Genomic DNA, 14,011 nt, shown 5'->3' on the forward strand with positions numbered 1-14,011 from the left:
GGGCTGCGCCCCCGGACCCCGGGCGTCCGGGGGTGGGTTGGGTGGAGGCGGGTTTCCCAGGGGCTGCGCCCCCGGACCCCGGGCGTCCGGGGGTGGGTTGGGTGGAGGCGGGTTTGCCAGGGGCTGCGCCCCCGGACCCCAGGCGGGGGCTCCGCCCCCCGCACTCCTTTTGCGGGGCCTGCGGCCCCTGCACCCCGCTACGGGGCTCCGCCCCGGACCCCGTTAGCGGGGTGGGGGTGGCTGTGGACCCCGGAGCGGCGGGGGTGGATTGCCGTGACCCCCCCGCAGCCGTGTGAGTGGATTGCCGCGGGCCCCGGAGCGGGGTGAGTGGATTGCCATGGGCCCCGCAGCGGAGTGAGTAGGTTGCCGTGGGCCCCGCAGCCGTATGAGTGGTTTGCCGCGGGCCCCCGCAGCGGAGTGAGTAGGTTGCCATGGGCCCGCAGCGGAGTGGGTAGGTTGCCGTGACCCCCGCAGCGGAGTGAGTAGGTTGCCATGGGCCCCGCAGCCGTGTGAATGGATTGCCGCAGGCCCCGCAGCGGGGCGAGTGGATTGCCATGGGCCCCGTAGCGGGGTGAGTAGGTTGCCATGGGCCCGCAGCGGAGTGAGTAGGTTGCCATGGGCCCGTAGCGGGGTGAGTGGATTGCCGTGGGCAAAAGCCCGCTGTCCTGCGCGGGGCCCCGCCCCCGATACCCCCGCCAGGCTCCGGCTCCCGCCCCGCCCCCGCCTTCGGGGCTCCACCCCGGACCCCGCTCCCCAAACGCCCGAGGGCCTGCATGTGCGGATCCCCGTCCTCAACGCCGGAAGGGCTGAATTCGCCGCGCCCGACCTACTCGCGCCGGGGCTGCCCGAGCCGGATGCCCCCGTCACTTGAGGGGCGCAGGGAACCGCGCGACCAGCCACCGACGGCCCGCAGACATACCGAGCGCCCGCACCTCGAAGGGCCCCGCGGGGAACTGCGACCAGCCGCAGGCAACCCCGCGGACGAACCGGCAACCCCCGAAGGGCCCCCCGACCGGCCCCCGCTCACCCGCGGCCGAACACGATCCCCGGGCCGGCCCCACACCCTCCAACCCCCTTACATCCCAACCCAGTTGTGTCACCGATCGTGACCCCCTACCGTTCCCGTCATGGCCAGCCCATCGGGAACCGGACACCGTGCCGCCACGCGGTACGCCCCGCTCCGGATCGTCGTCGGCGCGCTGATCGTCGCCTTGGCGGCCGTCGCGTGCGATGGCGGCAAGCACGCCGCATCCCACGCCACCCCCGTCCCGGCGCCCACGACCACCACTCCGGAGGAGGACTGCCGGCGGCTGGTCGCGTACTGGGCCGGCGCGATGATCCAGGGCAACCGCTGGTCGGGCCTCGACTGGGAGCAGAAGGGGTTCTCGATCGACCAGCACTCCATCCACGACCGGGTCGTCGCGGCGGCCCGCGCCGAGCAGCGTGCGCACGGCACCGAGGCCGCGCTCCAGCTGATAGACCGTCAGGCCCGGCAGGAGTGCACCGCCGGGCACGGCGCGATGGGAGGTGGTCGGCACTAGGTCCGTACCGGGTCCGCACCAACCTTCCGGCCACTCCCGATCGTAACGCTCCGTAACTCGGGCGAAATGGATAAACGGGATCCGCGCCTCCGGTCCGTATTCACAAGATCATCACCGAAATCTCCTCCACGGACATCGCCGCAGGTGGGGCCGCTACCCCGACCGAGCCCTCTGTCAGTAGCAAGATCAGCTCAAGCCCCTTAGCGGAACTGGGGATTCTCAGTATGTGGGCACTCTTCGGGCTCACCAATGCCCCCATCTGTCCATAGAGCTCCCCTCGGTGTGTCCGCTCGTCATAACAAGAAAGTCACATCCTGACCTTCCCTGGTCCCGGACTCAGTAACCGCGCCTAGAGTCACGGCCAGTCACCGCGCCGCCGGGCGCGTCTGCTGCACGGCACCTGCACCACCCCCAGTACGGCCCGGCGAGTCACACGGCGCCTCAGCGGAGGCGTCGCGCCAGGGAGAGGACATATCGTGCGACACCGTTCCTTGCTCATACTCACCACCGTGCTCACCACGGGGGCGCTCACCCTCACCGCGTGCGGTTCGCGCGACAAGAAGGACGACGGCGACAGCGGCGGCAAGAAGACGACCGTGGTCATCGGTGTGGACGCACCCCTGACCGGCCAGAACTCCGCCACCGGCCTCGGCATCCAGTACGGCGTGCAGATCGCCGTCGACGACGCCAACGCGAAGAACCTGGTCCCGGGCGTCAAATTCGTGGTCAAGGCGCTCGACGACAAGGCGCTGCCGCCCAGCGGCCAGCAGAACGCCACCGCGCTCGTCGCCAACAAGGACGTCCTCGGTGTGGTCGGCCCGCTGAACTCCGGCGTCGCCCAGACGATGCAGCAGGTCTTCGCGACGGCCAACCTCGTCGAGATCTCCCCCTCGAACACCAACCCCACCCTGACCCAGGGCAAGGACTGGGCGGCCGGGAACAAGACCCGCCCGTTCAAGACCTACTTCCGCACCGCCACCACGGATGCCATCCAGGGCGGTTTCGCCGCGGACTACGCGTTCAACACCCTGAAGAAGAAGAGCGTCTTCGTCGTCGACGACAAGCAGACCTACGGCGCCGGTCTCGCCGCGCTCTTCAAGCAGGGCTTCACCAAGGCGGGCGGCAAGGTCGCCGGCGAGGACCACGTCAACGTGGGCGACAAGGACTTCGCCACCCTCGTCACCAAGATCAAGAACTCGGGTGCGGACCTCGTCTACTACGGCGGCCAGTACGACGAGGCGCAGATCGTCACCAAGCAGCTCAAGGACTCGGGCGCCAAGATCCCGCTCTTCGGCGGTGACGGCATCTACAGCGACACCTTCATCACCACCGCCGGCAAGGCGGGCGAGGGCGACCTCGCCACCTCGGTCGGCGTGCCGGTCGACACCCTGGACGCCGCCAAGGACTTCATCCAGAAGTACAAGGACAAGAAGTACCCGGGCGACTACGGCACCTACGGCGGCTACTCGTACGACGCGGCCACCGCGATCATCAAGGCCGTCGGCAACGTGGTGAAGGACGGCAAGGTCCCGTCCGACGCCCGCCAGCAGATCGTCGCCGAGGTCCAGAAGACCCAGTTCGAGGGCATCGCCGGCAAGGTCGCCTTCGACGAGTTCGGTGACACCACCAACAAGCAGCTGACCGTCTACCAGGTCACCGACGGCAAGTGGAAGGCCGTCAAGAGCGGCACGTACAACGCCGGCTGATCCAGCCCCCGTACCACCCGTACCACCCGTTCCACCGCACCACCGCACCACCGCACGACAACAGGGCCGCGCGGCCACGACAACCGTCCGACCGCGCGGCCCGACGTCTACTCCCCTGCACTCACTCCCCATCCACATGGAGGCCATGCGGTGCACACTCTGCCGCAACAGCTGGCCAACGGGCTGCTCCTCGGCTCGATGTACGGGCTGATCGCCATCGGCTACACGATGGTGTACGGCATCGTCCAGCTCATCAACTTCGCCCACGGCGAGATCTTCATGACCGGCGCCTTCGGCGGACTCACGGTCTACCTCTACGTGCTGCCCGACGGCATATCCATGTGGATAGCCCTCCCCCTGATGCTCATCGGCGGCGCACTCGTCTCCGTACTCATCGCACTGGGAGCGGAACGCTTCGCCTACCGACCACTGCGCGGCGCGCCACGCCTGGCGCCACTGATCACCGCGATCGGCCTCTCGCTCGCGCTCCAGCAGGCGGTCTTCAACTGGTACCCGAACGCCAAGAACGACGAGGTCTTCCCGCAGATCCCCGGCGGACCCTTCAGCATCGGTTCGGTCTCCTTCGGCACCGGTGACATCTTCCTGATCACCGCCGCCCCGCTCTGCATGGCCGCGCTCGCGCTGTTCGTCCGCTCCTCGCGCACCGGCCGCGCCATGCAGGCCACCGCGCAGGACCCGGACACCGCGCAGCTCATGGGCATCGACACCAACCGCATCATCATGATCGCCTTCGCCATCGGCGGCCTCTTCGCCGCCGTCGCGGGCATCGCCTGGGGCCTGAAGTACGGCTCCATCAAGTACGAGATGGGCTTCCAGGCCGGTCTCAAGGCGTTCACCGCCGCCGTCCTCGGGGGCATCGGCAACATCTACGGCGCCATGATCGGCGGTGTGGTCCTCGGCCTCGCCGAGACCATGGCCAGCGCGTACATCGCAGACGTCCCCGGGATGCAGCAGCTCGGCGGCTCGGGCTGGGCCAACGTCTGGGCGTTCGTCCTCCTCATCCTCGTCCTGCTCTTCAGGCCACAAGGCCTGGTGGGCGAACGCGTCGCGGACAGGGCGTGATCGACATGACCACCAGCACCACCACGACCGCCGCCCCCGCGGCCGAGCCGCACGGCATCATCGCGCTGCCGGCGCCCGTCGCCCGGCTGCTCATCGCGGGCGGCGCCGTCGCCACCATCGCCTCCACCTTCCTCGCCTGGACCTGGACCTCCGAGTTCCCCGGCGACCTCACCGTCACCGGCTACCCGGCCGGGCTCCAGACCCTCACCCTGGTCGCCGGAGCGCTCACCCTGCTCTACGCCCTCGCGGGCCAGGGGATCCGCGGCCTCGGCTGGCTCAACCCGGGCGGCACCAACAACCCGGTGCTCCTCGCCGCGTTCTCCGCGTTCGCGGTCGTCTGGTACACCGTGATCGCCATCGCGTACGACCTGGGCGGCCTGGCCAACCTGGAGCCGGGCGCGTTCGTCGCGGCCGTCTCCTCCCTGCTGCCGGTCCTCGGCGCGCTCGCGCTGCCCCACCCGGGCCGCTCGCTGCGCGACCACATCGCCAAGCCCGACGGCATCCCGGCGGCCGTGCCGCTGCCCAGCTGGGCCCAGCGTCTGATCATCTCGCTGGCCACCGCGCTCGGCCTGGTCGTCTTCACGTACGGCATCGGCGTCAACGACGACGAGAGCGAGACCTTCATCGGTCTGCTGCTCCTGGTCCTGTTCGGTTCGATGGCGCTGTTCGCCGCCGGGCTCTTCGAGCGGTTCACCGAACTCAACGCCCGGCACAAGGGGTTCGCGACCACCGCCGTCTTCCTCGCGGCCGTGATCTTCCCCTTCACCCAGAGCGAGGACCACAACGCCAACCTCGGCGCCAACATCCTCATCTTCGGCACCGTCGCCCTCGGCCTCAACATCGTCGTCGGCCTCACCGGTCTGCTCGACCTCGGCTACGTGGCCTTCCTCGGCGTCGGCGCCTACGCGGCCGCGCTGGTCTCCGGCTCCGAGTTCTCCCGCTTCTCCGGTGTGCAGGTCCCGTTCTGGGCCGCCGCGATAATCGGCATGGGAGCGTCGCTCGTCTTCGGCGTCATCATCGGCGCACCAACGCTGCGACTGCGCGGCGACTACCTCGCCATCGTCACCCTCGGCTTCGGAGAGATCTTCCGGATCACCGTCAACAACCTCGACGGCGCCTCCGGCCCCAACCTCACCAACGGCCCCAACGGCATCTCCCAGATCCCCGACCTGGAGATCTTCGGGTTCAACCTCGGCGCCGCGCACGACATCGCCGGACGCACCATCGGCCGCTTCGGCAACTACCTGTTCCTGATGCTGCTGATCACGGCGCTCATCGTGCTCGTCTTCAACCGCGCCGCGAACTCCCGCATCGGCCGCTCCTGGATCGCCATCCGCGAGGACGAGACCGCCGCCACCGCCATGGGCATCAACGGCTTCCGGGTCAAGCTCATCGCCTTCGCCCTCGGTGCCTCGCTCGCCGGCCTCGCGGGCACGGTCTTCGCCCACGTCAACTACAGCGTGGTGCCGAGCCCCTTCCAGTTCGCCGGCGCCGCGCCGCCCAACTCGGCCTTCCTGCTCGCGGCCGTCGTCCTCGGCGGCATGGGCACGGTCAGCGGCCCGCTCCTGGGCGCCTCGCTGCTCTACCTCATCCCCGAGAAGCTGGGCTTCCTCAAGGAGTACGAGCTCTTCGGCTTCGGCGTCGCCCTCATCCTGCTGATGCGGTTCCGCCCCGAGGGCATCGTCGCCAACCGGCGCAGCCAGCTCGAATTCCACGAGACCGGCCAACTGGACGTGCCCGAACAAGGGCTTCCGGACACCACCGTCGGCGTCACCAAGGCGGAGGCGTAACCATCATGACCACCACCATCGCCCCCAGCCCGGTGCTCGAAGCGTCCGGCGTCACCATGCGGTTCGGCGGTCTGACCGCCGTACGCAATGTCGACCTCACCGTCAACAGCGGCGAGATCGTCGGTCTCATCGGCCCCAACGGCGCCGGCAAGACCACCTTCTTCAACTGCCTCACCGGCCTCTACGTCCCCACCGAGGGCAAGGTCTCGTACAAGGGGAAGGTGCTCCCGCCCAAGCCGCACCTGGTCACCCAGGCCGGCATCGCACGCACCTTCCAGAACATCCGGCTCTTCGCCAATATGACCGTTCTGGAGAACGTGCTGGTCGGGCGGCACACCCGCACCAAGGAGGGCCTCTGGTCCGCCCTGCTGCGCGGCCCCGGCTTCAAGAAGGCCGAGGCGAAGTCCCGCGAACGGGCCATGGAACTCCTGGAGTTCATCGGCCTGCAGCACAAGGCGGACCACCTCGCCCGCAACCTGCCCTACGGCGAGCAGCGCAAGCTGGAGATCGCCCGGGCGCTGGCGAGCGAGCCGGGGCTGCTGCTCCTGGACGAACCGACCGCCGGTATGAACCCGCAGGAGACCCGGACCACCGAGGAACTGGTCTTCGCCATCCGGGACATGGGCATCGCCGTCCTCGTCATCGAGCACGACATGCGCTTCATCTTCAACCTGTGCGACCGGGTGACGGTGCTGATGCAGGGCGAGAAGCTGGTCGAGGGCACGTCGGACGTCGTCCAGGGTGACGAGCGCGTCATCGCCGCGTACCTCGGTGAGCCTTTCGAGGGGTCGCCCGGGGACGAGGAAGTGGCGGAGGTCGAGGCGGCGGCCGCGGCGGCCGAGGACGCGGACGCGTCCCCGCAGGCCGGGCACGACCCAGCCGCACCGGCCGACGAGGCTCCGGCTCCGGCGGACGCCCCCGAGGCCGAGGCCGACGCCGAAGCCGAGACCGAGGCCGAAGAAGCCGACATCGCCTCCCCCGAGGCCGACGCTCAAGGCAAGACCCGCACCGAAGGAGACTCCCAGTGACCGCACTTCTGGAAGTCGAGGACCTCCGCGTCGCCTACGGCAAGATCGAGGCCGTCAAGGGGATCTCCTTCACCGTCGAGGCCGGGCAGGTCGTCACCCTCATCGGCACCAACGGCGCCGGCAAGACGACGACCCTGCGTACGCTCTCGGGGCTGCTCAAGCCCTCCGGCGGCCGGATCATATTCGACGGGAAGCCCCTGTCGGACATCCCCGCGCACAAGATCGTCTCGCTGGGGCTTGCCCACTCCCCCGAGGGCCGGCATATCTTCCCGCGGCTGACCATCGCCGAGAACCTCCAGCTCGGAGCGTTTCTGCGGAGCGACAAGGCGGGCATCGAGAAGGACGTCCAGCGCGCCTACGAGCTGTTCCCCATCCTGGGCGAACGGCGCAAGCAGGCGGCCGGCACGCTGTCGGGCGGTGAGCAGCAGATGCTCGCGATGGGCCGGGCGCTGATGTCCCAGCCCAAGCTGCTGATGCTGGACGAGCCGTCGATGGGGCTCTCCCCGATCATGATGCAGAAGATCATGGCGACCATCGTCGAGCTCAAGGCTCAGGGCACCACGATTCTGCTCGTCGAGCAGAACGCCCAGGCCGCGCTCTCCCTGGCGGACCACGCCCATGTGATGGAGGTCGGCGAGATCAAGCTCTCCGGCTCCGGGCAGGACCTCCTCCACGACGAGAACGTCCGCAAGACGTACCTCGGCGAGGACTAGCAGGGGTTACGCGTACGGGCCGCGCCACGATGAGTGGCGCGGCCCGTTGTGTTTAGGGGGCGCGGGGCTGTGACATCTGCGGCTCCGCCGCGTGGGCGCGAGCAGCCACAGATCACCCGCAGGCGGGGTCCGGGCCTAACCCTTCGCCGCCTTCTTCTCCTCCGCGTCCTCGATGACCGCCTCCGCGACCTGCTGCATCGACAGGCGCCGGTCCATCGACGTCTTCTGGATCCAGCGGAACGCGGCGGGCTCGGACAACCCGTACTGCGTCTGGAGGATCGACTTCGCCCGGTCGACCAGCTTGCGCGTCTCCAGGCGCTGGGAGAGGTCCGCGACCTCCTGCTCCAGCGCCTTCAGCTCGGTGAACCGGGACACCGCCATCTCGATCGCGGGCACGACGTCGCTCTTGGAGAACGGCTTCACCAGGTACGCCATCGCCCCGGCGTCCCGGGCCCGCTCCACCAGGTCGCGCTGCGAGAACGCGGTGAGCATCAGGACGGGCGCGATGGATTCCTTGGCGATCTGCTCGGCGGCCGAGATGCCGTCCAGGACCGGCATCTTCACATCGAGGATGACCAGGTCGGGGCGGTGCTCCCGGGCCAGCTCGACGGCCTTCTGCCCGTCCCCGGCCTCGCCGACGACCGCGTAGCCCTCTTCTTCGAGCATCTCTTTGAGGTCGAGGCGGATGAGGGCCTCGTCCTCGGCGATGACGACGCGGGTCGTCAGCGGCGGGACGTGCGACTGATCGTCGTCGGCGACGGGCTGGGGCGACTCGGGGGCGGTCACGGGGGCTCCTTGTTGCGGGGCAAGTACTGCTTCCCAAGAGCGTACCCAGCTGCGGTAAGGTGTGGTCACGGCGGGTAGCCGCCTACCTTTGGTTCCAAGGATGCCCCGGTAGCCCAGCGGTAGAGGCAATGGTCTCAAACACCATCCAGCGTCGGTTCGAATCCGACCCGGGGTACTTTTCGTGCGAATCCATGGTCACGCACCGTTGAGGTTGGCGTCACCCCCTGCCCCCTTCTCGAAGCAGGGCCCCCGCCCGTACGACAGGGGCCCGGGGCTTCAGTGCGGCGTGCCGAGGTAGGGGAACTCCAGGAGCAGGTCCATGTGCGGCCCGATGTGGTCCGTGGAGATCTTCCCGCCGGAGACCATGGCCAGCCGGGCCGAAGTGACGTCGTCCGTGAGCGTGCGGCCGTTGGGGTACGCGGCGGGCCTGCTTCTGTCGTAGCGCAGCACGTCGGGGAGCACCTCGCGCAGGGCCGCTTCGGCCGACTCCTCCGTGTAGCCGCCGGTGTGCTGGAGGACCGCTGTCCAGGGGGCGCGGTAGGTGTCCCAGTCGTCGGCCGGTTCGCCCGCGTTGTAGGCGTCCTTGACCTCCTCCGCGTTGAAGTACGCCGTGAGGGAGGGGTGGGCGCCCCGGTCCACCGAGGTCAGCGTCCCGTTCTGGTGGACGCTGACGCGGGCCCAGACGCCGATCACGGGGTCGGCTCCGAGTTCGGAGTCGGGTACTTCCAGGACGATGCCGAAGATGTTCTTGTCGGCGCCCCAGTCGGTGCCGGTCCACTGGAACTCGTTGACGAAGCCGTCGAGGTCGGCGAAGAAGGGGTCGCTGCGCAGCCCGGCCGAGACGAGGTACTGGCCCGCCTCGGTGACCTGCGGATGGGGGCCGAAGCAGACGGGCGCGTCGGTGAAGAGGGGGGTGCCGGCGGCCTCGTGGGCGCGGGCCTCGGCGCCGGTGGCTCGGTGGACGGTGAGGGTCTGCTCCCCGTCGTCGGCGGGGTCGGAGAAGGTGAAGCTGTAGGCGACGTCGGCCCGGTGGTCGCCGTCGGTGTCGATGTTGAGGCGGTAGACGGCGTCAGGGTGGAACGCCCGGCCGCCGGTGGGCGCGATCGGGTTGACGTTCATGATGAGGACGGTGCGGCCGCCCGGGACCGTGAAGGCGAACACGTCGGTGAGGTCGAGGCGTGCGTCGTCCATGGGCGAGCGGAGGTTCGGCCCGCTGAGGTGGTGTGACATGGCGTCAGCGTGGCGGCGGACCCCGGGCCGGGCCCCCGAGGCCGGGCCGTCGGGTCATCCCTTCGGCCCGGCCGGGTCCCCGGTGCGGGCGACGCCTCCCCCGTACGGCGACGCGTTCAGCTCCTGGGGCTGTCCTCGCCGATGTGGTGGACGCGTACGAGGTTGGTCGAGCCGGCCACTCCGGGCGGGGAGCCCGCCGTGATGACCACGGTGTCGCCCCGCTCGCAGCGGCCGATCTTCAGGAGTTGTTCGTCGACCTGGGCGACCATCGCGTCCGTCGACTCCACGTGCGGCCCGAGGAAGGCCTCCACGCCCCAGGTGAGGTTGAGCTGGGAGCGGGTGGCCGGGTCGGGTGTGAAGGCGAGCAGCGGGATCGGCGAGCGGTAGCGGGACAGGCGCTTGACGGTGTCGCCGGACTGGGTGAAGGCGACGAGGTACTTGGCGTTGAGGAAGTCGCCCATCTCGGCCGCCGCGCGGGCCACGGCGCCGCCCTGGGTACGGGGCTTGCTGAGCTCGGTGAGCGGCGGCAGGCCCTTGGCCAGGACGTCCTCCTCGGCCGCCTCGACGATGCGGCTCATCGTACGGACGGTCTCGACGGGGTACTTGCCCACGCTCGTCTCGCCGGAGAGCATCACCGCGTCGGTGCCGTCGATGACCGCGTTGGCCACGTCGCTCGCCTCGGCCCTGGTGGGGCGGGAGTTGTCGATCATCGAGTCGAGCATCTGGGTGGCCACGATGACGGGTTTGGCGTTCCGCTTGGCGAGCTTGATCGCTCGCTTCTGCACGATCGGGACCAGTTCGAGGGGCATTTCGACACCCAGGTCGCCGCGCGCCACCATGATTCCGTCGAAGGCCGCGACGATGTCGTCGATGCTGTCGACGGCCTGCGGCTTCTCGATCTTGGCGATCACCGGGACGCGGCGGCCCTCCTCGTCCATGACGCGGTGGACGTCGTCGATGTCGCGCCCGCTGCGGACGAAGGAGAGCGCGACGATGTCGGCGCCGGTGCGCAGGGCCCAGCGCAGGTCCTCGACGTCCTTCTCGGAGAGCGCGGGCACGGAGACGGCGACGCCGGGGAGGTTGAGCCCCTTGTGGTCGGAGACCATGCCGCCCTCGACGACGCGGGTGCGCACGCGCGGGCCGTCGACGCCGACGACCTCCAGGGCCACTTTGCCGTCGTCGACGAGGATGCGTTCGCCGATGGTGACGTCGTCGGCCAGGCCGGAGTAGGTGGTGCCGCAGGTGTGGCGGTCGCCCTCGACGTTCTCGACGGTGATGGTGAACTCGTCGCCGCGTTCAAGCAGTACGGGACCTTCGCGGAAACGTCCGAGGCGGATCTTCGGGCCTTGAAGGTCGGCGAGCACTCCGACACTGCGGCCCGTTTCGTCGGACGCCTTGCGCACGCGCTGATAGCGCTCCTCGTGGTCGGCGTACGTGCCGTGGCTGAGGTTGAAGCGGGCGACGTCCATTCCGGCCTCGACCAGTGCCTTGATCTGGTCGTACGTGTCGGTGGCGGGCCCCAGGGTACAGACGATCTTTGCTCGGCGCATGCTTCGAGCCTAGGCCTTACCGGCCGGTAGAGAATTGGCCCCGCGTGACTACTCAACAACCTTTGCATGAAAGGTTATTGACAACTGTTGAATTGGGCGCGGGGGTGCTCCGATGAGCAGGGAGCGCCGGACCGCGCCCCCGCGCAAACCCTTGACATGTTCAGACCCCAGCGCTGAGATATGTTCGTTTTCGTTCGACCTCGTTGAATTGCGTGCTACTACACCGACGGAGCCGCACATGTCATCGTTCAGAACGCCGTTCAGAAAACGGGCCGGGGCCGCACTCGCCTCGCTCCCCCTCCTCGCCGGCGGGCTCGTCGCGCTGGCCACCACGGCCGCCGCCCCCGCCGCGGCCGTCGACAACGGACTCGCCCGGACGCCGCAGATGGGGTTCAACAACTGGAACTCCACGCACTGCCGGGCCGAGTTCAACGAGGCGATGGTCAAGGGGATCGCCGACACCTTCGTCTCGCAGGGCCTCAAGGACGCCGGGTACACCTACGTCAACCTCGACGACTGCTGGGCGCTGCCCAACCGGGACGCGAGCGGCGACCTCGTCCCCGACCCGGTGCGCTTCCCCCACGGCATCAAGGCCGTCGCCGACTATGTGCACTCCAAGGGCCTGAAGTTCGGCCTCTACTCCAGCGCGGGCACCAAGACGTGCGACGTCCTGGGCTTCCCCGGCGGCCTCGGCCACGAGCAGCAGGACGCCAATCTGTGGGCCTCCTGGGGCGTCGACTACCTCAAGTACGACAACTGCAACAACAGCGGTGTCGACGCCAAGCAGCGCTACAAGGCGATGGGCGACGCGCTCAAGGCGGCCACTGGCCCGACCGGCCGCCCGATCCTCTACAGCATCTGCGAGTGGGGCTCCAACCAGCCCTGGACCTGGGCCCCGGCCGTCGGCAACTCCTGGCGGACCACCGGCGACATCAGCGACTCCTGGTCGAGCATGATCTCCATCGCGCACCAGAACCAGTCGCTCGCGCCGTACGCCGGGCCGGGCGCCTGGAACGACCCCGACATGCTGGAGGTCGGCAACGGCGGGATGACCGACACCGAGTACCGAACCCACTTCAGCCTCTGGTCGCAGATGGCCGCGCCGCTGCTGATCGGCAGCGATCTGCGCACCGCGAGCGCCTCGACGCTCGCCATCCTCAAGAACACCGATGTGATCGCGGTGGACCAGGACCCGCTCGGCAAGCAGGGCACGGTCGTCTCCAGCTCCGGCGGCCTGGTCGTGATGTCCAAGCCCCTCGCCGACGGCGGCCGTTCGGTGACGCTGACGAACGAGAACACCTCGGCGAAGACGGTCTCCACGACCGTGAAGGACATCGGGATCGGCGGGGCGTCGTCGTACGCGCTGAAGGACCTGTGGTCCAAGGCGACGAGCACGACCACCAACGCCATCAGCGCGTCGGTGCCCGCGCACGGCACCGTCATGTTCCGGGTGACGCCGGGCAGCCCGGTGCCGCCGCCGACCGGCCTGAACCAGCTGAGCGATCTGCCGTGGACGTCGGCGGTGGGCGGCTGGGGCCCGGTGGAGCGCGACCGCAGCAACGGCGAGCAGGCGGCGGGCGACGGCCGCACGCTCACCATCGGCGGCACGGCCTACGCCAAGGGCCTCGGCACGCACGCGCCCAGCGACATCTCCTACTACCTGGGCGGCGCCTGCTCCTCGCTCGGGGTCGACGTGGGCGTCGACGACGAGTCAACGAAGGGCGGGTCCGTACAGTTCCAGATCTGGCGCGACACCACTCTGGTCGCCGACAGCGGGGTGCGTACCGCCGCCGACCCGCCGAAGCATCTGAGCGCCGACCTCAAGGGCGGCTCCAAGCTGCGCCTCGTCGTCACCGACGGCGGGGACGGCATCACCTACGACCACGCCGACTGGGCCGACGCGAAGCTGGCCTGCGGCGCGGGGCCCTCGGCCGGTACGCACGATCTCACTGACCTGACCTGGTCGTCTGCCACGAACGGGTGGGGGCCGGTCGAGCGTGACCGCAGCAACGCCGAGCAGGCGGCGGGCGACGGTACGCCCCTCACCGTCAACGGGGCGGTGTACGCGAAGGGGCTCGGTACGCATGCGGCGAGCTCCGTCTCGTACTACCTGGGGGGTTCGTGCTCCTCGTTGACCACGGCGGTGGGGGTGGACGACGAGGTTCTCACGAAGGGGTCGGTTGTCTTCCAGATCTGGCGGGACGGGGCGCTCGTCGCTGACAGCGGGAAGTTGACGTCGGCGGATGCGGCGAAGCGGCTGTCCGTCGATCTGAAGGGCGCCCTTGAGGTGCGGCTTGTCGTCTCCGACGCGGGGGACGGGGTCGACTATGACCACGGTGACTGGGGTGGGCCGCAGCTTGTTTGCGCGTAGCTTCTCCGCGGGTTAGCTGCGGCTGGGCGCGCCCACGCGGCGGAGCAGCACATTGACACAGCCCCGCGCCCCTGGGAGCAAGGGGGGTTGCGGCGGTCCCCGGGCGGCACATTCGTCCGGGGACCGCCGTGTGACTTTCGGCGGTCATCCGATCGAAACCCCGCAGGGGTGTTGCGTGGGAGTGGTTCTGGGCCAAAATCCTCTCGACCTTCT

General features: G+C 69.3%; 10 protein-coding genes and 1 tRNA gene. 8 read left to right on the plus strand and 3 right to left on the minus strand.

The window, feature by feature from the left end; all coding sequences use genetic code 11:
• Positions 1-1,127: 1,127 nt before the first annotated feature.
• From ACFWA7_RS23295 to ACFWA7_RS23320, 6 genes are all read left to right on the plus strand, one after another.
• The gene (locus tag ACFWA7_RS23295; protein WP_385537074.1) at positions 1,128-1,541 is read left to right on the plus strand and encodes a hypothetical protein; all 414 of its coding nucleotides are present in this window, start codon (positions 1,128-1,130) and stop codon (positions 1,539-1,541) included.
• 476 nt (positions 1,542-2,017) lie between these two features.
• Positions 2,018-3,247 (plus strand): branched-chain amino acid ABC transporter substrate-binding protein, encoded by a 1,230-nt coding sequence (locus ACFWA7_RS23300; RefSeq protein WP_385537077.1) that lies wholly within the window; start codon positions 2,018-2,020, stop codon positions 3,245-3,247.
• A gap of 150 nt (positions 3,248-3,397) precedes the next feature.
• Positions 3,398-4,330: a branched-chain amino acid ABC transporter permease gene (locus ACFWA7_RS23305; protein WP_385537079.1), complete on the plus strand. Its 933-nt coding sequence runs from the start codon at positions 3,398-3,400 to the stop codon at positions 4,328-4,330.
• A gap of 5 nt (positions 4,331-4,335) precedes the next feature.
• Positions 4,336-6,120, plus strand: a complete 1,785-nt coding sequence (locus tag ACFWA7_RS23310) for a branched-chain amino acid ABC transporter permease (protein ID WP_385537082.1) — start codon at positions 4,336-4,338, stop codon at positions 6,118-6,120.
• Positions 6,121-6,125: 5 nt separating this feature from the next.
• Positions 6,126-7,148, plus strand: coding sequence for an ABC transporter ATP-binding protein (locus ACFWA7_RS23315; RefSeq protein WP_385824932.1), 1,023 nt, complete (start codon positions 6,126-6,128; stop codon positions 7,146-7,148).
• Entirely contained in the window at positions 7,145-7,861 is a 717-nt protein-coding gene (locus tag ACFWA7_RS23320; RefSeq protein WP_385537088.1) for an ABC transporter ATP-binding protein, read from the plus strand. Before ACFWA7_RS23315 ends, ACFWA7_RS23320 begins: the two co-directional genes overlap by 4 nt.
• A gap of 135 nt (positions 7,862-7,996) precedes the next feature.
• Here the strand turns inward: ACFWA7_RS23320 and ACFWA7_RS23325 are convergent, their stop codons facing one another.
• The gene (locus ACFWA7_RS23325) at positions 7,997-8,647 is read right to left on the minus strand and encodes a response regulator (RefSeq protein WP_361384341.1); all 651 of its coding nucleotides are present in this window, start codon (positions 8,645-8,647) and stop codon (positions 7,997-7,999) included.
• Positions 8,648-8,749: 102 nt separating this feature from the next.
• Here ACFWA7_RS23325 and ACFWA7_RS23330 point away from each other — a divergent pair.
• Positions 8,750-8,822 (plus strand) — tRNA-Leu (locus ACFWA7_RS23330).
• 101 nt (positions 8,823-8,923) lie between these two features.
• Here the strand turns inward: ACFWA7_RS23330 and ACFWA7_RS23335 are convergent.
• Both ACFWA7_RS23335 and pyk read right to left on the minus strand, forming a co-directional pair.
• The gene (locus ACFWA7_RS23335; protein ID WP_385537091.1) at positions 8,924-9,877 is read right to left on the minus strand and encodes a DUF4331 family protein; all 954 of its coding nucleotides are present in this window, start codon (positions 9,875-9,877) and stop codon (positions 8,924-8,926) included.
• 116 nt (positions 9,878-9,993) lie between these two features.
• Positions 9,994-11,427: a pyruvate kinase gene (pyk, locus tag ACFWA7_RS23340; protein WP_385537094.1), complete on the minus strand. Its 1,434-nt coding sequence runs from the start codon at positions 11,425-11,427 to the stop codon at positions 9,994-9,996.
• 238 nt (positions 11,428-11,665) lie between these two features.
• Between pyk and ACFWA7_RS23345 the strand changes: the two genes are divergently transcribed.
• Positions 11,666-13,798, plus strand: a complete 2,133-nt coding sequence (locus tag ACFWA7_RS23345; protein WP_385824934.1) for an NPCBM/NEW2 domain-containing protein — start codon at positions 11,666-11,668, stop codon at positions 13,796-13,798.
• The last annotated feature ends 213 nt before the right edge of the window (positions 13,799-14,011 follow it).

Origin of the sequence: Streptomyces sp. NPDC059994 (assembly GCF_042737755.1) — a bacterium.
In the GTDB taxonomy this organism is placed as follows: Bacteria; Actinomycetota; Actinomycetes; order Streptomycetales; family Streptomycetaceae; genus Streptomyces.